Source organism: Novosphingobium sp. ERW19, from assembly GCF_012641315.1.
Taxonomy (GTDB): domain Bacteria; phylum Pseudomonadota; class Alphaproteobacteria; order Sphingomonadales; family Sphingomonadaceae; genus Novosphingobium.
The window spans coordinates 83,538-104,785 of sequence record NZ_JABAIC010000011.1 but is presented as its reverse complement, the minus strand read 5'-3'; the positions used below and the strand labels follow the sequence as shown (position 1 = coordinate 104,785).

The window sequence follows — 21,248 nt, the reverse complement described above, 5'->3', positions numbered from 1 at the left end:
GAAGCCTATACCCATTATGTGTGGTTTCCCATCGCATGCTACGCCTGCTGGGTACGCGAGCGAACTCGCCGACCGATCATAGCGGTTGTCGCCAAGCCCATCGCGCATGCCAATGCGACGATTCCAAAGAGCATCCGGTAGCCGCTCTCGCCTGGGAAACTGTCCAGGAGAAAACCTGCAACTGGGGGCACGAAGATGTCGGGCGTAAAGCCGACCAACGAAATCAGACCGGTTGCTGAGCCAGTGCTCGATTCGGGAATCCGGCACTCCTCGATCAGCGCGAAATAGACCCCTCGGATCGCGAAGACAGCCAGCGATGCGCATGCAAGGTTTGCGATCATGATGGGGGCATTTTTTGCGGTTCCCGGAGATATCGCAAAGGTCATCATGCTTGCAACGAGGATGGCGAAGGCGAACACCACCGTCTGCCAAACTCCCCAACGGTCGGCTGCAAAGCCGGCCGCCATGGCTGCAACTGGCTTGAGCCAAATCTTCCCAACCGCAATGGCACTTGCCGCCGCAACCGACAGTTCCAGCATGCTCGAACTATAGGGCGTGAAATAATAGAGCGCCGTGTAGGCAGTGTAGCTGCTCAAGACGATCAGCGAGATCAGCCATAGGTCTGGATTTGGGAGCAATTCCCGCCATCCGCTGTAAGATGCTGCCTGCAATTTCGCGCCGCTCGGTGCTGCGCGGTCGAGCGTGAAAAACGCGATGATCCCAAGTGCGATGTTCAAAACGGCAAAGCCGATGATGACCGTGCCGAGCGCGCCGCTTGTGCTTCCCGCCCAAGCAAACACCGCGACTCCGGCCGCTCCAATAGCGCCTTCTGTAACGCCGCGGACACTTTCGAGCAGGCCAAAGGCGCGGCCCTGGCTCCCGGCGACCGCCCATTCGCGTGTTGCGCGGATCATTGTGCTCCAGCACACAACGGTCATGGCGCCCCAAAGCACGTAGAGGAGAAGGGTGAATGGATAGGACGGAAACGAAGCGAAAAACGCTCCACCTATGCCGGTTCCGATCAACCCGATCGGAAGCAGAGTGCGAGGCTTGAACCTGTCAGCAAGCCAGCCTCCCGGGACGTAGCCGATTAGTGATGCCAGGCCATATGCCGACGAAAGACTGCCGATCTGCACATTCGTTTGGCCGAGAGCGAGACGCAGGGGATCGTAATAGATTTCATGCAGAAACGGGAACAGAAACAGCGTGGTACCTGCGCTGCCCAATACCAGCATTGTGATTGACCTGCGCAAGCCTGCCCCCCGTATCTTGCATGTCAGTAAGCAGAGTGTTCAGAACGGGAGCGTTTCGCGATGTCCTCGTGTCCGAGTGCACTTGGTGAAATCACTTTGGTAAGCCGACAGCAAGTTCTTCTGATTCTCAAAATACGCATTGCCGCAATGCCTTCCGCCATTCCGTCAGGGACCCTGCGCCCAGTTCCTTCGGACATGTTCTGCAATTCCGTCTCACTCTCGGATTTGCCGACACAGTCGGCCCGAAGCCTGTTGCAGATTGATGGATCGGCTTAGCCAAAAAGCCTGGGCTTATCTGTCGCCTCCAGCTGCAATGGAATTGGAGGCAATTGACCTGCTGAAGAGAAGTAGGGGGAGCAGAGCCAATACAGCACAGCCAAGCGCCAAGGCTCCGATTTGCTGATACGTTCCTCCGTTCAGCAGGATCAGCCCTGAAATCGCGGGTGCTGATGCGCTTCCGATTCCCTGACCTCCACGCGCAACCGCGGCGAGCGGCGCTCCACCCGAGGCGGCAGCAAGGCCGAGAAGATATGGCAGAGTGAAGACATAGGCAGTGCCGGACACGCACATGGCAATTGTAAGCATCGTCTGGTCGCCCGAATGGGTAACCGCATAGGCGCCTAAGCCGGTTATCAGGTACCCAAGGACCAACGGTGGTGTCCTTCCGAACCGGGTGCCAAGCCGATGCGCCAAGGCAGGTCCGGCTAGAGAGCAAGTAGCAGAGATAGCCATTGCATAGCCGGCTTGAGCTTCGGTCACACCGATAGATTGGGCGATACCTTCAATGAAGTAGTAATATCCGTTTGCCAAAATCGCGAGGAGTGCAGCGACAAGGCCCAGCGTAACCGCGCGGGCGTCGATAGTGGCAAGATGTTGCTTCGCCGTCGTGTCGACCACCTGGGCTCGTGGAGGGATGTTTCGGAGCAATGGGACGAGGGCCAACACAACAATGCCCAAGGCTACGAAGATTCCGCGCGGACCAGCCCAGTCAGGCAAGAGTGGCAAAGTCACAAAGAGCATTACTGCCAATCCCACGACGGCGGCCCATATGAGAGCAAACGTTCTATCCGCATTGGGGGTTTCCGCAGCGGTTGCGGCAATTGCAGCATAGAGCAGCCCCTCACCGATCCCGCCTATCAAGCGTGACACAACGAGGAACTCCGCGCCATGGCTCAATGCTGAGCCAGCATAGCCAGCCAAAACCAGCAACGCACCTGCGAAAGCTAGCTTTCTTCGGTCAAGACGCAACAGGTAGGGCGCCAGTCCAATCGATACCAGCGATGCACAGGCGATCTGCCCCGCAATGATGAAGCCGATCCAACCTTCAGGAATCGCGTAGGCCTTGACTATGCCGCCAACCACAAAAGGCATCGTATAACCGCCAATCTCGGCAATCAGCGATCCCGCAAGCATTCCCGAAATCGAGGCGAAGCGTCCAAGCAAATTTTGACCTTCCGAACTCCAAACACTAGTGTATGGTAGAGAGGTTGTTTCAAGAGTCCAGAGGGCAGGCGAGTCACGTGACCGATTTTTTCGATGCAATTGTGGTAGGCGGTGGTCACAACGGTCTGACTGCGGCCGCATATCTTGCCCGTTCGGGTGCAAGAGTTCTGGTCCTCGAGCGTCGCCAAATTGTGGGCGGGGCTGCCGTGACCGAGGAAGTGATGCCGGGGTGCCGTGTGTCATTTTGCTCGTATATCGCCAGCATGCTTACCCCCGCCGTGGTCAAGGAACTGGGGCTCGCTGATCATGGGCTGAAAATGGTCGCATGCGACCCGGCGCTTAATGTGCCGACATCCGATGAGGGCCTCGTGACGCTTTGGTCCGATCCGTTGCGGACTGCGGCAAGCCTTCGGACCTACAGTCGGAAGGATGCCGACAACTTCGTAGCGGTCGAGCATCAACTCAAGGCGCTCGCTCGCTACCTGCAGCCGTTCTTTCTCAAGCCTCCGCCGGCTCTGAGCGGGAGCTTGGTCGACCGGCTCGGGGAATTGGCATCAATGGCCCGCCAATTCTGGGGAATCTCGCGAGATGAAATTGCATCGATGACGCGGTTTCTGACCGGCTCCCTCGCCGAATTTCTCGAGCGACACTTCGAAAGCGAGGAGACGCACCGGCTCTTTCTGGCCAACAACGTTTACGGCAAGCATGGGGGGCCATATGATCCGGGCTCGACCCTAGGCTTGTTGTTCCACCTGTTGGGCGGTGGTGATAATAGCATCCAGGGCTTCAGCGGCCATGTTATCGGGGGGATGGGATCAGTCAGCGATGCGCTGGCCAACGCTGCCCGGGGCTTTGGCGCCGAAATCATCACGAATGCAGAGGTTGCGCGGATCTACGTAAAGGGCGGGCGGGCATCCGGCGTCGAGCTGGTCGATGGCCGAGTGTTTCACGCCAAGGCGGTCGTGTCGAATGCGGACCCAAAGCGAACGTTCCTTGGGTTGGTCGACGCGGAACATCTCGACCCGACATTTCGATCGGACATCGCCGCCATCAAAATGGCCGGTCCTTCGGCCAAGGTGAACATGGTCCTGAGCGAGCCACCTTCGATCAGGGGCATGTCGCTCGACGCCACTCCGGCGGAACGCGCGGTCTTTTCGGTCATGGGCAGCATGGAGGCTATGCAGCGCTGCTATGATGCCTCAAAGTTCGGCGAAGTGGCAGACGAGCTGTGGGTCGATTGCGTGGTTCCAAGTTTGGTCGATCCCACGCTCTGCCCGTCGGACCGCACCATGCTCACTTGCTTTGTCCAGTATGTTCCTTTTCGGCTGCGAGAGGGGGACTGGGACTCGCGACGTGAAGCGCTCGGCGATCAGGTGGTGCAACAGATTGGCCGGGTCGCGCCCAACGTCCCTGGCAGCATCGTCGCACGTAAAGTCATCACACCGCTGGATTTGGAGCGCACCTACGGACTGACCGAAGGCAACATCTTCCACGGGGATCTCAATCTCGCCCAGTTGTTCTTCATGCGCCCGCACCCCGATTGGTCGGGCTACCGCACGCCTGTGGCCGGTTTGTATCTGTGCGGCGCGGGCACGCACCCCGGTGGGGGCGTGACGGGAGCTCCTGGCCGGAATTCAGCACAAGTCATTCTGAAGGATTTGCGCCGATGAGCCGATATTCGGCGTTCGCGCTTCTCAGGAACTGGCTTGGTGGCAATACGGATTGGGATCCGGTTTGGCGCTCCCCCGAACCGGCGAGCAGCTACGATGTGATTATCATCGGAGCTGGCGGCCACGGCCTTGCGACCGCCTACCATCTGGCCAAGCACTACAGGCCTGGACGCATTGCTGTGATTGATAAGGGGTGGCTCGGCGGCGGTAACACCGGCCGCAACACGACCATCGTGCGCTCGGACTATTTCTACAAGGAAAGTGCCGACTTCTACGACCATTCGCTCCGTCTCTATGCCAGCCTTTCGCAGGAGCTCAATTTCAACATCATGTATTCCGCCCGCGGAATCCTTAATCTCGCGCACAGCCGGCACGAGGTCGATTTTCAGCGCCGAATTGTGAACGCGATGCAGTTGAACGGGATCGATGCCGAACTGCTCGGACGGGAGGAAGTGCTCAAATTCTGTCCTGTCCTGAATGGCGATCCTAATGCAAGGTTTCCCATTTACGGGGCCATGCGCCAGAAACGAGGAGGGACTGTCCGGCATGACGCGGTAGCCTGGGGCTATGCACGGGCAGCCGATGCCCTGGGTGTCGACATCCTTCAGAATACCGAAGTCACCGGGTTCCGCCGGGACATCAGCGGCGGTGTGCAGGGCGTCGAAACAAGTAAAGGCTTCATTGGTGCGACCAAGGTGGGGATCGCCACGGCCGGTCATTCGTCAGTGGTCGCGCAGATGGCCGGTTTCCGATTGCCTGTCGCCAGCTATGGGCTCCAAGCCTTTGTCTCCGAACCGGTCAAGCCCGTCTTGCACACCGTGATCGGTTCAGCCGTGATCGGAAGCTATTGCAGCCAGTCGGACAAGGGCGGCATTGTGTGCGGTGGCGGCATCGATCCCTATCCGTCCTTTGCCCAGCGCGGAAGCGCAGCGACAATGGAAAAAGTGCTTGCCGGCATCGTCCAGCTTGTTCCGACCTTCAGTAGTCTGCGCCTCCTGCGCCAATGGGCTGGAATCGTCGACTACACGGCCGATAGCTCGCCGATCATTGACCGCAGTCCGGTACCGGGGATTTATCTGAACGTCGGCTGGGGCGGAGGCGGGTTCAAGGCGATCCCGGCCGGCGGTGAGGCTTTTGCGCACTTGATCGCGAAGGATGAGCCCCATCCGCTAACCACCGCCTTCGGACTCCAGCGTTTCAGGGATGGCGCGCTCATCGACGAAGCTGCGGCAGCCGGGATTGAACACTGACATGATGCGGATTGCCTGCCCGAACTGTGGCCTGCGCGACGAGCGCGAATTTGCCTATGGCGGCGAAGCCCATATCGACCGACCAGAGCTGGACTGCGACGACCAGGCTTGGGAGGAGTATCTCTTCCTGCGCGCCAACCCCAAGGGCGAGCATGCCGAGCGATGGGTCCATGTGCACGGTTGCGGGGTCTGGTTCAATCTGATCCGGCATACTGAAACACACGAGGTCGTAGCGGTTTACGTAATGGGAGTTGCGCGGCCGTGACCGGTTACCGACTTTCCCATGGCGGCGGCAGGATCGATCGCGGCCAGTCCATCGACTTTTCGTTCAATGGCAAGCGCTATGCAGGCCTTGCGGGCGATACACTGGCGTCGGCCTTGCTCGCCAACGGCGTGCAGCTTGTCGGACGGAGCTTCAAGCTCCATCGACCACGCGGTATTATGGGAGTCGGCTGCGAGGAAACCAACGCACTGGTTCAACTTGAGCACGGCCTATCCTCCATTCCCAACGTGCAGGCCACCATGATCGCTCTGGAGGAAGGGCTGGTTGCCCAGAGCATCAATGCCTGGCCTTCACTGACCTGGGACATTGCTGGCGTGAATGATCGTCTCCGCGGACTGTTCTCTGCCGGATTCTACTACAAGACATTCATGTGGCCGGACTGGCACTGGTTCGAATGGCTGATTCGGCGCGCCGCCGGACTTGGCAAGGTGCCGGTCGTGCCCGATCCGCAGCGCTACGAAGCGCGTCATGTGGAATGTGATCTGCTAGTGATAGGTGGAGGCAGAAGGGGGTTGGCCGCTGCGGCACAGGCAGCGCGAGACGGCAAATCGGTATTGCTTGTCGATCTGGATCAGGGTCTTCCAAGCCTTGAAGGTGTTCGGACCTTTGAAAAGACTGCAGCTCTTGGAGTCTGGGATCATGGTTTTGTGCTGGCCGCATCGGAAGGTCGGGTACTCCACCGCATCCGGGCCGAGCAGATCATTCTCGCGACGGGCAAGCAAGAGCGCGGCATCGCATTTGCGAACAACGACTTGCCCGGCATCATGCTCGCCGGTGCGATCGGCAGATATGTCGCGGATTATGCGGTGGCGCCGGGTCGATCCGGCATTTTCTTCGTCAACAACGATCTGGGCTGGCGGTCCGCTATTGAAGCTGCGCAGTGTGGTGTAGGGGTGCGCGCCATTGTCGATGCAAGGCCGCAGGTGCTGCCCGAACTTGCCGATCGCGCCCGTGCGCACGGAATCGATCTATTCTTTTCGTCATTAGTCCGGTCGGCCCATGGGCGCGGACGCGTCACCGGCGTCACCATAGAGAAGCCGGATGGCCTGAGTCGTCTCGCGTGCGACTTTGTCGGGGTCTCGGGAGGCTGGAACCCTGCTTCCCAACTGTGGACCATGGCTGGCGGTCAGACGAAGTTCAACGAGCGCAGCCAGAGTTTCCAGCCGGATGGGTTGGTCGCCAATGTCGAATGGGCAGGCCCCGAACCGATTGAGGCGGAGCCCATCTGGACTGTCCACGGCGGGGATGAAAAGACCATGTTCGTCGATTTTCAGACCGATGTGACCGTGGCAGACATCAAGCTGGCGGCCCGCGAAAACTATCGAAGCGTTGAGCATCTCAAGCGCTACACTGTGTTGGGAATGGGCGTCGACCAGGGAAAGCTGAGCTCGGTCCCCGGCGCCATGATCCTCGCGGAGACCATCGGCGCGGAACCCGGAACGCTGTCCGCAAGCAAGGTTCGTCCGCCCTTCGTTCCTACAGCCTTTGGTCTGATCGGTGCTGATCTACGCGGTGAACGCTTCCGACCTCGTCGGTATCTGCCCGCACACGAATGGCATGTACGCGAAGGTGCTGTGTTCGAGGATATTGGATGGGAAAGGCCGGCGGCATATCCGGTTGGCGGGGAAGACATCCAGGCGGCAGCTGAGCGTGAAGCCGCAGCGGTCCGAAGTGGCGTTGGTCTTCTCGACGGTTCGCCGCTTGGCAAAATTCTCGTGGCCGGCCCCGAAGCTGCAGCGTTCCTCGACCGGGTCTATGTTGGCACCCCCTCGACGCTCAAGCCCGGGCGGATCCGGTACGGGCTTGTCCTCAACGAGAACGGTACGATCCTGGATGACGGGGTCTATGCTCGTCTCCAAGACGGGAGTTTCCTGCTCAGCCCGTCCAGTGCCTTCGCTGACCGGATGGTCCGCCTGCTGGAGGATCTGCTTCAATGCGAATGGCCGATGGATGTTGTCGTTCAAGACGTGACTGAGCAATATGCTGTCTGGACTGTTGCGGGCCCGAACGCACGAAATGTGCTCGAGGCATTGCAGCCCAGTTTTGATCTCTCAAGTGAGCGTTTTCCACACTTGTCCGTCCGAGAGGGACAACTCGACGGATCGGAAGTACGTATTCAGCGCGTGAGCTTTTCTGGTGAGTTGAGCTACGAGATCCAGGTGCCAGCGGGGCAGGCGGTGCAGATGGGCGATGCGCTGATGGCGGCTGGCAAGCCCTATGGATTGGTGCCCTATGGGATAGAGGCACTCGAAATCTTGCGTATCGAAAAGGGCTACATTCATGTTGGAACTGATACCGACAGCGAGACCCAGCCCGGTGATATCGGTTTTGGCGGAGCCATCGCCAAAAAGCAGAGCGATTTCCTTGGGCGGCGAGCGCTGACGCGTCGCTCATCCTTATCGCCATATCGTAAGCAACTGGTGGGCCTGACCTCGCTTTGCGGCGGGATATTGCCGGTAGGTGGTCATGTGCGGGCTCCCAGTGGGCAGAGCGGAGGATTCGTTACGAGCAGCCAGTTCAGCCCCGTGCTGGGACGGGGCGTTGCCTTGGGATTGGTCGAGCAGGGGCAGCGGCGCCTTGGTGAAATCGTCGAGATCGTCTCGCTGGGGAGGAGTTGGCAGGCCAGGATTTCAGAGACGGTCGCCTATGACCGCGAGGGAGGTCGCCTTGACATTTGATCTCTCAATTATTCGTTTGTCGGTTGATCTGGCTCGCCATCCAGAGTTGAAAAGCCCGTTAGAGTGCTGCTTCAACATCCGGTTGCCTGATTTCGGCGAGTTGCATGGCGACACGTCCACCTGTCTAGGGCTGCGCGCCAGTCGGTGCGACTGGTTACTGCTGGGCTCTGCATCTGAAATGGCCGGTCGTGTTTCTGGGATGAGGGCGCAGCTTGCCGGGGCACCCGCAATCATCACCGATGTATCCGACAGCTTTGTTGCTGTTCACAATGTCGATAGCGTGCAGCTGGCGACGCATTCTGCTGTGTTGCTGCGGGGGGATGAAGCGCGGCCAATGCAGATCGGTCAAGTCGATGTCATGGCGTTTTGTCAGAGGGGCTTGGTGACCATTTTAATACCCCGGTCATATCGCGGCGCACCATGTTGGCAGGATCTAACTCATAAGCGGCAATAAGGCTGCGCTTTTGGGTAGTGCACAAGCCTCTTCGATGCCAAGGTATACCAAAGAGGGATTTCGCAGTTGACAAGGGACGTCAAAGCGAATATTTTCTCTTGATCGGTATACCATGGGGGCGGATCGTGACAGACACACTGGGGAGAATCAATTCCTTCGGCCGGCTAATGGCTGCAACTATGCTCGCGCTACCGCTCGCGTCGCCTGCGCTCGCACAGTCCACTGAAACAAGTGACGAACAGCCGGCAATCGGAGAGATCGTCGTTACGGCGACCAAGCGGCCTGAGCGCCTGCAGGACGTGCCAATCTCGGTACAGGCTGTCACAGGTGACCTTCTTCGAAGCGGCGCAGTGCAGAATTTCGAGGATGTGCAAGTTCCAGGGCTTCGCGTGTCGCGAGGCGGTATGGCTGATACCATCACCGTTCGCGGAATCGGTTCGGGGCAGAATTTGGGCTTCGAACAATCTGCGCCCATGTACATCGATGGCATCTATTATGGTCGGGCCCGCACCCAACGCCTTGGCTTCCTTGACATTGATCGAATCGAATTTTTGAAGGGTCCACAACCAACGTTTCTGGGCAAGAATGCAATTGCGGGCGCCATTAACGTAGCCACCCGCCGGCCTGGTGATAAATTTGGTGGTGAGATTGAGTTCAGCTATGAACCGGTCACCAATGAAAAGGCGGCATTTGGTGCAGTCGACATCCCTCTTGGGCTGGACTGGTCCACCCGTGTCGCCTTGCGATACCGAAAGTCTGAAGGTTATCTCACAAACACGATAACCGGTCGCAAGGAACCCGAGATTGAAGATCTTCTGGGTCGTATAACGATCACAGGAAATTTGGCAGACAGGCTCACGATGACGGCCATCGGCTACTTTGGGAATAATGACGACCGAGGACGCAATAACCAGTCGGTCATATGTCAGCCCAATTTCCGGCGTGACATTTCCGACGCAGTTCGTGAGCCTTGTCTGTTCGATCGCTTCAAAGCCTCGAGTGGACTGATCCCGTCTGCTGCAGAAATAGCGCGGCCAGACCTCTATACTGACGATAATGGTGGTTCATTCTATAATCGCTTGCGCTCGGGCGGCGGCACACTTTTGCTGGACTATGAATTTGGTGATGGAGTGACGCTGAGCTCCGTGACGGGCTACTACAAGTACAAAAACTACCAGTTTATCGATACCGATCAAGGTGTTGCCAATTATTCCACAGCGACATTCACCGAACGCTATGATCAATTCAGTCAGGAACTCCGCCTGGTTTCGCCCAAGGATGGTGCGTTCAAATGGTTCCTCGGAGCTTATGTCGACAAGAACAACAACGATGTTATCAGCACCTCGGACAACGATGCGCGTAATCTACTGCCGCTCGTGGTCCCGCCTCCGGCAGGGTCGACCAACCGGACTCCGGCATTTGTAAACGCTCGTATTATCGGTAGCGTTCAGGACAGCGTCGAAGATGCCTCATCATGGGCGCTGTTCGGGGAGGCGAGCTATGCCTTCGGTCCGGTGACGATCCGTGGCGGACTGCGTTACGAAGAAGTCAAGAAGGATCTCGCATTTTCCGGGTGTGAATCTACTCCCTATGCGGGCTGCACTCCCCTACCAATCCTCACCGCGAGCCGAAAGGATGAGAAGCTCCAGCCGGCCATCACGCTCGAGTATCGTCCGGCGCAAGATGTGATGATCTATTCCAGCTTCAAGAAGGGTTTCAAGTCGGGGGGGTTTTCGGGCACGGATGGTGGACCATTTAACCCCGAGAATGCAAACGCCTATGAGATCGGTTTGAAAAGCCGTTTCTTCGACCGACGAGTTTTGCTCAATCTCACTGCATTCCGAAGTGATTACAAGGACCTACAGGTTTCTTCCTTCGATCCCGCTACCTCTAACTTCCAGACAACAAATGCGGCATCCGCGCGCACACAGGGTGTAGAAGCGGAACTCCAGTTTGCGGTGGCAAGGAACTTCAGACTTTCGGCCAATATCACTTATCTCGACGCAACATACGAGAACTTTGCCACCGCGCAGTGCTTCGCAGGCCAAACAGCTGCTCTTGGCTGCAATCCTGCAAACAACACGCAAAATCTGTCGGGTATTACAACCCCATATGCACCAAAGTGGTCGGGAAGCATTGCTGCGGACTGGTCACAGGAGATCGGGAGCGGGTTGACGCTTCGGGCAGGTAGCGACCTCTATTTCACGAGCCGGTTCGCGACCTTGACCGACATCAATCCGAACTCCTTCCAGGAGAAATTTGCCAAACTTAACGCGAGGGTCGGCCTTTCAAGCGAGAGTGGCTGGGATTTGTCGCTGGCGGTTCGCAATCTGACAGACAATCGTACGGCAGCGTTCAAGAACACGATCCCGGGCGGATTCAACTCCATTGCCGCATTCACCGAACCGCCGCGCACCTTTACAATTCAAGCGCGCTACCGGTTCTGATCCGGCGAACATGCAGAGCCGGGCTGGTATTGATTGGCCGGCTCTGCCAGTTCAAGGGCTGTCGGGGCTGGAATGAGCAACGCAAGAAAGAGAGATCCGAAGCACATCGTCGCCGCTATCTGCATGGCGTTGTCTGGCATGGCAGCGCTGGTTTACCAGATCGTCTGGACCCACAAGATGGCGATGGCGATTGGAACGGCACAAAGCGCCGTCGCGATCATGCTGGCCAGCTTTCTTGGCGGTCTTGCGCTGGGCGGTTGGATGGCCGCGCGCTGGCTCAATTCTGGCGTCGATGCAGGCAGACGCTACGCGTTTCTAGAGCTGTTCATTGCGGTCTGGGCCATCGCCGTTCCTCTGCTATTTCCTCTGTTGCAGACGCTGCTGATCGGACTGTTGTCGAGCGGAGCGCATTTGCCGCCTGATGCAGGTTGGGCCCAGTTCTGGGTCTATCTTACGATCGTTGCAGCGGCCTTTGCACCACCGACCATCGCCATGGGAGCCACGCTGCCAATTCTGGTGCGCGCGGTGCGCTGCGGTGTGGACGATGTCGCTGGCCTCTATGCGCTGAATACGTTCGGCGCAGCGGCAGGAGCGATGCTGGCAGGCTTCCTACTGCTACCGTCTTTGGGACTGACTGTGGCCAGCCAGTTGGCCGCAGCGGCCAATATTGTGGCCGCTGTCTTGGCTTGGCGCCACCTGCGCTCCAACGGCCCCGAAAAGAAGCACGATGCGGGAACTGCTGCTTCGCCTGTTCAACGGGTGCTGGTTGCGGCGTTTCTGTCCGGGGTCGCTACTTTCGCACTTGAGGTATTCTGGACAAGGCTGCTGGCAATTCCCTTTGGGGGGACGACTCAAGGCTTTGCGTTCATGCTGGGCCTATGGCTGACGGGACTTGCGCTCGGTGGACTCTATGCTGCGCGGAAGCCGGGAAGTGCAGCCATGGCGCTCACGTTCGGCGCAATCTTGTCCTCGCTGGGCTATCTCGCAATCCTTATTACGGGAGATGCTGAGAAATCCGCGGTTCTGGCTCTGTTTCCGGGAGCCATTGCCTTCGGCATGGCCTATCCGCGCTTCGTCGAGGCGGCAGGCGGAGACCCTGCGAAAAGCGCGGCTGTGGTCTATGCCTCAAATACTGCGGGGGCGGTAGCAGGCGCTATGTTGGCTGGCCATTATCTGCTGGAATCGTACGGCTTCGGCGGAACGCTGCTTGTTGCAGTAACGCTACTTTTCTTAGCTGCTGCGGCCGTTTCTCACATATCAAAACAAACTTATGCATTCGCAGCAGGCGCGCTTGCGAGTATCGGCGGGCTCGTAATTGGAGTGCCGGAACCCTACTCGCTGCTCAAGGCCGGTGTCGTAGACAGAGACACATCCGGTGATCTGGTTTCGCTCAATGTGGGGCGCGTTGCAACAGTCGAAGTGCGCGACCGTGATGACGGTGTACTTATTCGAAGCGATGGGCTGCCGGAAGCACTGGTGCCGCGGGCGGGTACGCCACCAGCCCTGAATGATCAACACTGGCTGACTATTCTTCCATCGCTCGCACGACCGCAGGCCAGATCAATGATGGTGATCGGTCTTGGCGGAGGCGTCAGCCTGGAAACGGTCCCTTCGTGGATCAGCGCCATAGATGTTGTCGAAATCGAAGAACGTATCATCGATGCCAATCGCAGGATTGCGTCGCAGCGTGCGGTGGATCCGCTATCTGACGCCCGGGTCAAGATCGTCCACAATGATGCACGTAACGCAATGCTGCGCACTGGCAAACGCTACGACATCATTGTGTCACAGCCGTCGCATCCTTGGACGGCGGGTTCCTCGAATCTATACACGCGACAGTTTGTTGCGCTCGCCAAGGCGCGCCTCGCCGATCATGGAGTGTTTGTCCAATGGATGAACGCGTCCTTTGTTGATCCACGGTTACTCCGATCTTTCCTCGCAACGCTTGCATTTGAGTTCCCCAATGTCCGGGTATACGAACCGGTTCCGTTCAACTTGATCGTCATGGCTTCGGATGCTCCCATATTGCCAGAGAGCGGGCTTGCTGTAGTAGGGCCGGCCGATGTCCGGCTGCTCGATCGAGCGGGCATCCTGGATGCGGACGATTTCGCCTGGTCGCTCCTCCTTGATGAGGGAGCAGTGCGACGGGCTATTGCAGGGGCCTTTCCGATCAGCGACGACAGGAATTCAATGGCTTTTGAAACAGGGCCGGGGCGGGGAATCCTGACCCGGACGGGACTCGATGCCTTTACCCAAAGGCCTGCGGGCGTGCGGGCCGGTAGCGACTATTCCCGCCTGCGGCTGGCGCAGGCAGGCCTGCTGCCATTCACGCCGGTGACGGAGAGTGGGCTGGTGGCGCTGGCCAGAGCGAAAGGCGCAGCTGGTGATTATGCGGCGCTGGCGGGGATGGATCGGCAACTTGCGTCCGTGACACCTGTTGAACCGGGGTATGCAGCCGCAAATCAGCTACGCTCGGCCTGGCGCCTTGAACGGATTGCTTCCGTCGATCCCCGGCAGCGTGCAGCCATGGCCCAAGAAACGCTGACTATCGTTGATGCCGCGCTGCGCGTCGAGGCAACCACCGATCTGCTGATCCAGCGCGCGACTCTTGCGCAAGTGATCGGCGATCATGCGATGCTGGTGGAAACTGCGCTCGCCTTTGCCGTTGTAGCGAGCCAGTCGAGGGGTGGAACTCTCGAAGCGCGCCGTTCGGAGGCGTTAAAGGCCGCCCTTGGGAGGCTGGAGTCGTCACCGATCCGCCAGCGCGCCATTGCCGCACTTGACGGCGTTGCGCAAAGATAAGGAAACTGTGACGCGGGGCTTGACAAACGTGGCATTGGACAGCCCGCAACAGGTCGTCAACCTGCTGGGCTCATTCCGTTCAATCAAACACAATCGTTCGGGATCCGTTCAGTATGACACGCTGCTCGACATGCCAGCGGACGGCACGCGAGAGGACTGATGCCTCGACTTCCTGACCAATAAGCGTGAGTTCCTCGGCGGTACGAGAATGACTTACGCGCCGCGTGTCCTGCTCGATGATCGGGCCTTCATCGAGATCGGTTGTAACGTAGTGAGCCGTCGCACCGATGAGCTTCACACCGCGGGCATGGGCCTGGTGATAGGGCTTGGCACCTTTGAAGCTTGGAAGAAAACTGTGATGAATGTTGATGCACCGCCCAGCGAGCAATGCGCAAAGATCTGGTGACAAGATCTGCATGTACCGAGCCAGAACAACCAGATCGATGTGATTCTCTTTTACCAGTTTGAGAAGAGCCCGTTCCTGCTCTGGCTTGGTCTGCGGAGTGACGGGCAGGTGATGATACGGGATGCCGTTCCACTCGGTGAATGAGCGCATGTCCTCGTGGTTCGAAACAACAGCTCGGATCTCCACTGGCAGTTGGCCAGCGCGCCAGCGGTAGAGCAGATCATGCAGGCAATGCCCGAAGCGCGAAACCATCAGCAGGATTCTTGGCTTCCTTGAGGCATCGGTGAAGGTCGCTGTCATATCGAACCGTGATGCAATGGGTGCGAAAGAGGATTCAACCTCAGGCAGCGAGGGTATCGCTGCTGACACCGGCTTGAATACGATCCGCATGAAGAAGTCGTCGGCATCCTGATGCTGGTGCGACTCCACGATTGTGAAGTTGGATTCGGCAAGAAAGCCTGTGACAGCCGCGACGAGTCCTGGCCGATCAGTGCAGCGAATGGTAAGGAACATTTTGTTTGTCATATGGATTACGAAGCCATTTCCACAGCAGCCTCAGGTCATTCAATGACCATACAGCAGTGTATGGAAATCGCAAGCGTTGAACTCTGCTCCTGCGGAGCCTATTGCCAACGCGCGGGCCAACTGGCGACTCGTAGATCCTGGCGTTGCGCAAATTTGGTGGGATTGAGGTGGTCAAGGTCCCCATTCTTGCCGTTCTGTTATGAGGTGGGGACATCAGGATGCCTCGCTTTATGCGAATTTGGCATGCTGTTGTTTGATCGTTCGTAATTTTGAGCGGGGTACGGACTGGTGGGAGGTGCGGTGAGCAGCGAAGGAAGCGCCGGTACATTGCGTCGGCGGACAAAGCCCCCAACGTCCAGTTCAAACCGGACCTCGTCGCGCTTAAGTCGCGAAGACTGGATCAATGCAGCGAAAACTATGCTGGTCGAAAGCGGTATTGACGGCGTAAAAGTCGATTTGCTTGCAAAGCGCATGAACGTAACTCGCGGCAGCTTTTACTGGCATTTTGAAGATCGCGACGCGCTGCTCGATGCACTGCTGCATTTGTGGGAAGCAAGTAACACCGAACCAATGCTGGCGGCGATCAAGGCGGCCGGCGCACGCGGCGATCGCGAGGATTTTGATGCGACTGTCGGCCGCTTGTGGATCGACGAAACCGAATTCGACCCGGCATTTGATTCGGCAATCCGTGACTGGGCACGAACCGATCCCGACGTTGCGGAAGCTGTGCACCGCATCGACGACATTAGAGTTGCTGCCTTTGCGGAGATGTTCAAATCTTATGGCTTCACGGGCGACGAAGCGGAGGTCCGCGGTCGCATCATCTATTATCATCAGGTAGGCTACTACACCCTCGGCATCCGCGAAAGCAGCGCCGAGCGCAAGCGCCTTGGAGCGCTCTACGACAAGGTACTGCTCTACTGACTTATGGCTCCAGCCCCCAACCTGTCAGCAAGGTATTTGCGGATGTCGAGGCTGTCGTCTTCCATTGGTGCATACCAGCCATGTTCGAGCGCTCCCATGCTCATACCCTGCTGGACGCGTTCGCAGACTGCCCAATCCTGGCGGTTCGTGATGTCCCAGAAGTCGATCGCGTCGGAACCGTTGAAATTGGGTTGGGAAATCTCCTCCGGATCGAAGAGAAAGCGGCATTCGACAATCGTCTTTTCGGCTGAGATAGGCCAGAGGATGAAGGCGGCACCGTGTTCTGCGCTCATTGAGAGCATCATGTTCGGATAGACGAGTTCGCCCTTGTGCCGAACCAACTCGAATTCGTCGAGCCCTGCGAACGGCTTGCGGGACGTCGTGCCGGTGAACGTGTAGGTCCAGGCTCCTTCGCGATGGGGTACACCATTTTCCCAGTCGAGTTCGAGACCACCCTTCTTGCGGAATACCGGCACGATTTCGCAAAGTTCCGGATGGACACCGCTGCAGTGATAACATTCATTGTAGTTTTCGGCGATGACCTTCCAGTTCGCGGCGACCTCATATTTGATGGTATGCGCGGTCTGTAGTCGGTCCAGCGGGTAATTTGCGAGCCGTTTCGGAGCGAGACCAATATCAGCAACCCCAAGTGCCCTGGGTATCTCTTCCCCAAGCTCTGGGCGCAGTTTCAAGAAGATGAACCCGCCCCAGGTTGCGATACCAACCGGGATCAGGCTGAAATCTTTCACATTGAAATCGTCCGATTTAGTCAGGTGAGGTGCATTGATCAGCGCGCCGTCGAAACCGTAGGTCCATTGGTGATAGGGGCAGCGAATGAAGCCCCGGTCAATTCCCCCGTTGAGGGTAACCCCCCATTTCGAATCATCACCACAAAGTTTTGATCCGCGGTGACGGCAGATATTCTGGTGGGCGCGCAGGCTGCCGTCTTCGAGACGCCCGACAATCACGCTCTCTCCAAGGACCGGCACTACGATAGCGTTGCCGGGTTCTGGTACGTCTTCGCAACGCGCTACACATACCCATTCCCGGCTAAAGAGTGCGCTGCGCTCCCGCTCGAAGAACGCTGGTTCTGTGTAACACCGGAATGGCAAAGACGCCTTCATGGCTGAAGATACAAACTGACTCATCATGACCTCTCGCGAATCCGAATGGGCTCCTTTCCATATTGCCAATGGGTCTTCAATACAATACAGTTCTGTATGGTTTTGATTCGATGCCGTTAAAATGCTGAGGTCAAAAAGGGAGGGATTGATGAGATTCAAGCGGTCAATTTTGCTGCAGACTGCAAGTCTCGCAGTGATGATGCATCCGCAATCTGCGAGCGCTCAGGAGGTTGATCGCAGCGGCTCATCACAGGCCGACGAGATTGTGGTCACTGCTACCCGCCGGGAAGAGACCGTCCTCGATGTTCCTTACAACATCAGCGCGGTTTCAGGAGATACGCTGGAGAAGGCTAACATCACCGATCTTGCTGGGTTGCGGAATAGCACGCCCGGTCTGATTGCGGTTGACTACGGTCCGCGTGCCAACGGCTCGAACAACAACTTCATCATTCGCGGCGTATCGACTGACGCGATTGGTGGGGGTGGAACATCGTTTCCCCGGCTCGGAAGTTCTGCGACATCGACCTATATCGACGACATCCCTGTTTTTGCGAACCTCAAGCTCAGCGATATTTCCCGCGTCGAAGTTTTGCGCGGGCCGCAGGGCACGTTGTTCGGTGCGGGGTCAGTTGGCGGAACAATTCGGTTGATCCGCAATCGCCCCGACATTGGCAAGTTCGATTATGAAGCGAACCTCGCCGCATCGACGACGCGACATGCAGGCAAAGCTGGCTATGACACTGATGTCATGCTGAACGTCCCCATCGGTTCCACGTTAGCCCTGCGTCTAAATGGGGGCTACGAGTATCAGGCCGGGATCATCAACGCGACTAATGCCTATGTTTATGACAAGGATATCAGGTTCAATCCGGAAGCGCAGGTTGTGCTGGCTAATCCGGCAAGCCCCCTTACCAGCCCAGCCGTGACCCGGGCGATCAAGGACATTGACTGGGCGAAAATCTGGTTCGCCCGCGCCGCGTTGCGCTGGCAGCCCACCGATGCCGTGGACATCGAGGCGAGCTATCTTCACCAGAACACCAAGGCAAACGCATTCCCGTTCCGCACTGGCAATTCCGGCTATGAAAATCGTCAGTTTATCCCGGTAAGCCCAATTGATACGGATATCGATCTTGCATCGCTTACCGGGACAGTCGACTTCGGATTTGCGACGCTGACATCCGCGACCTCCTATTCCCGCAGCCGGTCGGATGACCTGTTCGATAATTCCCAGATCGCCAATGCGTTCATCCAATATTATGGAAATTATCCACGTGCTTCGACCACGAATTATAACACAGTTAAGGATCGTTCATTTGTGCAGGAGCTGCGGCTGGTTTCGAATGATAGTGACACGTTCGAATATGTGATTGGGGGATATTACCAGAACCGTGAACAGGGCACATTCTCTCTCTCGACAGTGCCAGGACTTGCAGCCTATTCGACATTGCCAGGAAGCGGCGTTTTTCTTGACACCTATGCCAATGACGTGGTTCTCTACTTCGGAGGGGTTCGGCCCGGCACGCTCAATCCGCCCGACACCTCCTTCACCTTCGATCGTCAAGTGCGTTTTGAGGAGCTGGCGGGTTTCGGGGAATTTACCTGGCATGCGACCCCCGCCTTGTCGTTCACTGGAGGTGCGCGAGTATTTAATCAGAAGTTCCGCCAGAGTACAGTTCAGACATTTCCGACGCTGGGGCTTTTTGGCGGTGATGGTGCGTCAAGGGATCCCGCCTATCTCGCGAACGGGACGTCGCAAGGTTCCGGCTCGCGTTCGGAAACTAAGGCCATTTTCAAAGGGAACGCATCGTACGAATTCGGCGACCAGCTGGCCTATTTCACCTTTAGCCAAGGCTTCCGCTCGGGCGGCGCCAACGCCTACCCGATCGGACCACGATCCTGTCCGGCCTGCGATCCGGGTACCTTCCTGAACTATGGTCCGGACAGCGCCAACAATTACGAGTTCGGCATCAAGGGCCGGTTGCTGGACCGCGCGATCAGCTACTCACTTGCTGCGTTTCGCATCGACTGGCAAGACATCCAGATTGAAATTGCCTCCAGGGCCGGTACACCAACAATTGTCAATGGCGGCCGGGCCAGATCGCAAGGGATCGAGTTTGAGGCTCAGGTGCGTCCGACCTCAATGGTCACAGCATCAATTTCCTACGCCTATACCGATGCCAAGACGACCGAAGTTATTGGTCCGATTGCCTTCGGCGGGCGCAACTTTATCGCACCTTCTGGTACCCGGCTGCCCGGTTCGGCGCGGCACCAGGTGGGTGCCGCCATTGATATTTCGGTTCCGCTGGGTAGCAACAAGGATCGGACCATCGACTTCCATGCCGATGTGAACTGGCGGAGCGATGTACTGTCTAGCCTCGATCCAAATTCTCCGGGATTTGCTAGGCTCGATGGGTTCGCCATGACGAACATGTCGGTCGCCTATGACTGGAGTTCGGCGCTGCGCATGCAGATCTTTGTGACGAACGTGTTTGACGTCGATGGCATTTCAGCGAAAACTGCCGGAAATAACCTTGCGCCGCCGAACATCAGGGCCTTGTACCGTGGGGACTATATTGCGCGGCCGCGGACAGTGGGAATTCGCCTGACGTTGAGACAGTGAGCAAAACGAGGGCAGCACTTGAGCAGGCGCGCGGCGCTCTTGCCGGGAACAGGCCCGACCTCGCGAGAGCTTGCCTGACGAGATCTTTCGACGAGCTTGTCGCTGATGTTCAGGCTGCGGCGATGGCTGGCGATCTCGCGTCCGCTGCGGGCGACTACCGCCTAGCCAACCGCTTTTTCGACAGCGTGCTTACACGCGAGCCGAACCTGGTCGGCGTGCGTTTCAATCGCGCGGCGACGGCTCGCTTTCTTGGTGAGCTGGAATCTGCCGAAAAGGACTATGATGCCGTCATAGCTGTGGACCCTGCAGATAGCGAAGCGTGGTTAAATCGTAGTCATCTCAGGCGCCAAACAAGCGTTCGCAATCACATTGCACAGATCGAGACAGCACTGGGCGGTGATCACCCGGCTTGGCAGCATCGAATGCGGCTACTTTATGCGCTTGCAAAAGAGCGGGAGGACCTTGGTCATGTTGCCCAGGCCTTTGCTGCCCTGGACGCAGCCACCAAGTTGCGGCGATGCCATCTGGATTATGACATTGGCGATGATCTCGCGGCGCTAGCGGCAATTCGCAGCACCTTTACTAGTTCTACCTTGGCGTCGATGGGCGAGGGATTTTCCGGTGCTGCGCCGATCTTTGTCCTTGGCCTGCCGCGCTCGGGGACGACCCTGGTGGAGCGCATTCTTGAAGCTCATCCCGACGTCGTATCTGGTGGAGAGATGTCGGCCTTCGCGCGCGCGCTGGAGCATTGCGCAAAAGCGAGTGGATTCCGGGGGGGCGGCAAACATGCCTTGATCCCGTTCAGCAAGACGCTGGATCCAGTCATGTTGGGTGAGTTCTATCACGCGCTCGCATCGGCAGGCCGGGACCCGTCACTGCATATTATCGACAAACTGCCGCTCAATTATCTCTATATTGGGCTCATCGCCAAAGCTTTGCCACGTGCGCGCATCGTACATGTCCACAAGCCGCCACTTGCGGTGGGCTGGGGCATGTTCAAGACGCTGTTCGTACAAGGCTATCCTTTTTCCTATGATCAGGTTGAGCTTGGACGCTACATCGCGGCATTCCATAGGCTGATGGACCACTGGAGCCGCGAACTGCCCGGCAGGATTCACCATGTTTTTTATGACGATTTGGTGCGCGATCCGACAACCGGCATCCGCGAACTCGTGGCTGCCTGCGGCCTCGACTGGAATGAAGATTGCCTGTCACCACACAAGGGGTCAACTGCGAACACCTCGCACAGCGCGGCCCAGATCAGGGAGCCCATTCATACGAGGGGGTTGAGCGGATGGCGCGATTTTGCGCCCTATCTGGAGCCGATGCGCAAGGCGATGCTGGCAGAAGGCCTCGTAACAGAATGACG

The 21,248-nt window shown here is 57.8% G+C and carries 14 protein-coding genes; 10 read left to right on the top strand and 4 right to left on the bottom strand.

What is annotated here, in order from left to right; translation table 11 throughout:
* Positions 1–38: 38 nt before the first annotated feature.
* Positions 39–1,235, bottom strand: coding sequence for an MFS transporter (locus HGI46_RS18400; protein ID WP_162896112.1), 1,197 nt, complete (start codon positions 1,233–1,235; stop codon positions 39–41).
* A gap of 309 nt (positions 1,236–1,544) precedes the next feature.
* Positions 1,545–2,696, bottom strand: a complete 1,152-nt coding sequence (locus HGI46_RS18395; RefSeq protein ID WP_168852290.1) for an MFS transporter — start codon at positions 2,694–2,696, stop codon at positions 1,545–1,547.
* 77 nt (positions 2,697–2,773) lie between these two features.
* Between HGI46_RS18395 and HGI46_RS18390 the strand changes: the two genes are divergently transcribed.
* The 7 genes from HGI46_RS18390 to HGI46_RS18360 all read left to right on the top strand — a co-directional run bounded on the left by HGI46_RS18390 (position 2,774) and on the right by HGI46_RS18360 (position 14,280).
* Positions 2,774–4,366, top strand: a complete 1,593-nt coding sequence (locus HGI46_RS18390; RefSeq protein WP_168852289.1) for an NAD(P)/FAD-dependent oxidoreductase — start codon at positions 2,774–2,776, stop codon at positions 4,364–4,366.
* Complete coding sequence (locus HGI46_RS18385; RefSeq protein ID WP_118074332.1) at positions 4,363–5,616, top strand: sarcosine oxidase subunit beta family protein; 1,254 nt, start codon at positions 4,363–4,365, stop codon at positions 5,614–5,616. Before HGI46_RS18390 ends, HGI46_RS18385 begins: the two co-directional genes overlap by 4 nt.
* Position 5,617: 1 nt before the next feature.
* Positions 5,618–5,881, top strand: coding sequence for a sarcosine oxidase subunit delta (locus tag HGI46_RS18380; RefSeq protein ID WP_054123171.1), 264 nt, complete (start codon positions 5,618–5,620; stop codon positions 5,879–5,881).
* Entirely contained in the window at positions 5,878–8,577 is a 2,700-nt protein-coding gene (locus tag HGI46_RS18375) for a 2Fe-2S iron-sulfur cluster-binding protein (protein WP_168852288.1), read from the top strand. The genes HGI46_RS18380 and HGI46_RS18375 overlap by 4 nt, the downstream gene beginning before the upstream one ends.
* A complete protein-coding gene (locus HGI46_RS18370; RefSeq protein WP_168852287.1) occupies positions 8,567–9,031 on the top strand; it encodes a hypothetical protein in 465 nt (154 codons plus the stop codon). Before HGI46_RS18375 ends, HGI46_RS18370 begins: the two co-directional genes overlap by 11 nt.
* Positions 9,032–9,156: 125 nt before the next feature.
* Positions 9,157–11,478 carry a TonB-dependent receptor gene (locus tag HGI46_RS18365; protein ID WP_168905364.1) on the top strand — a complete coding sequence of 774 codons (2,322 nt, stop codon included), beginning with the start codon at positions 9,157–9,159 and terminating at the stop codon, positions 11,476–11,478.
* A 72-nt stretch (positions 11,479–11,550) separates the two neighbouring features.
* The gene (locus HGI46_RS18360; RefSeq protein WP_168905363.1) at positions 11,551–14,280 is read left to right on the top strand and encodes a fused MFS/spermidine synthase; all 2,730 of its coding nucleotides are present in this window, start codon (positions 11,551–11,553) and stop codon (positions 14,278–14,280) included.
* Positions 14,281–14,359: 79 nt separating this feature from the next.
* Here HGI46_RS18360 and purU read toward each other — a convergent pair whose 3' ends face one another.
* Positions 14,360–15,199 carry a formyltetrahydrofolate deformylase gene (gene purU, locus HGI46_RS18355; RefSeq protein WP_233497657.1) on the bottom strand — a complete coding sequence of 280 codons (840 nt, stop codon included), beginning with the start codon at positions 15,197–15,199 and terminating at the stop codon, positions 14,360–14,362.
* Positions 15,200–15,499: 300 nt separating this feature from the next.
* Between purU and HGI46_RS18350 the strand changes: the two genes are divergently transcribed.
* Positions 15,500–16,135, top strand: a complete 636-nt coding sequence (locus HGI46_RS18350; protein ID WP_346766774.1) for a TetR/AcrR family transcriptional regulator — start codon at positions 15,500–15,502, stop codon at positions 16,133–16,135.
* Here HGI46_RS18350 and HGI46_RS18345 read toward each other — a convergent pair.
* Positions 16,129–17,418, bottom strand: a complete 1,290-nt coding sequence (locus HGI46_RS18345; protein WP_205525209.1) for an aromatic ring-hydroxylating dioxygenase subunit alpha — start codon at positions 17,416–17,418, stop codon at positions 16,129–16,131. The genes HGI46_RS18350 and HGI46_RS18345 overlap by 7 nt on opposite strands.
* Here HGI46_RS18345 and HGI46_RS18340 point away from each other — a divergent pair.
* Complete coding sequence (locus HGI46_RS18340) at positions 17,408–19,879, top strand: TonB-dependent receptor (protein WP_162896107.1); 2,472 nt, start codon at positions 17,408–17,410, stop codon at positions 19,877–19,879. The two genes, HGI46_RS18345 and HGI46_RS18340, sit on opposite strands and share 11 nt — an antisense overlap.
* Before the next feature lie 122 nt (positions 19,880–20,001).
* The gene (locus HGI46_RS18335) at positions 20,002–21,246 is read left to right on the top strand and encodes a sulfotransferase (RefSeq protein ID WP_168852284.1); all 1,245 of its coding nucleotides are present in this window, start codon (positions 20,002–20,004) and stop codon (positions 21,244–21,246) included.
* Positions 21,247–21,248 lie beyond the last annotated feature (2 nt).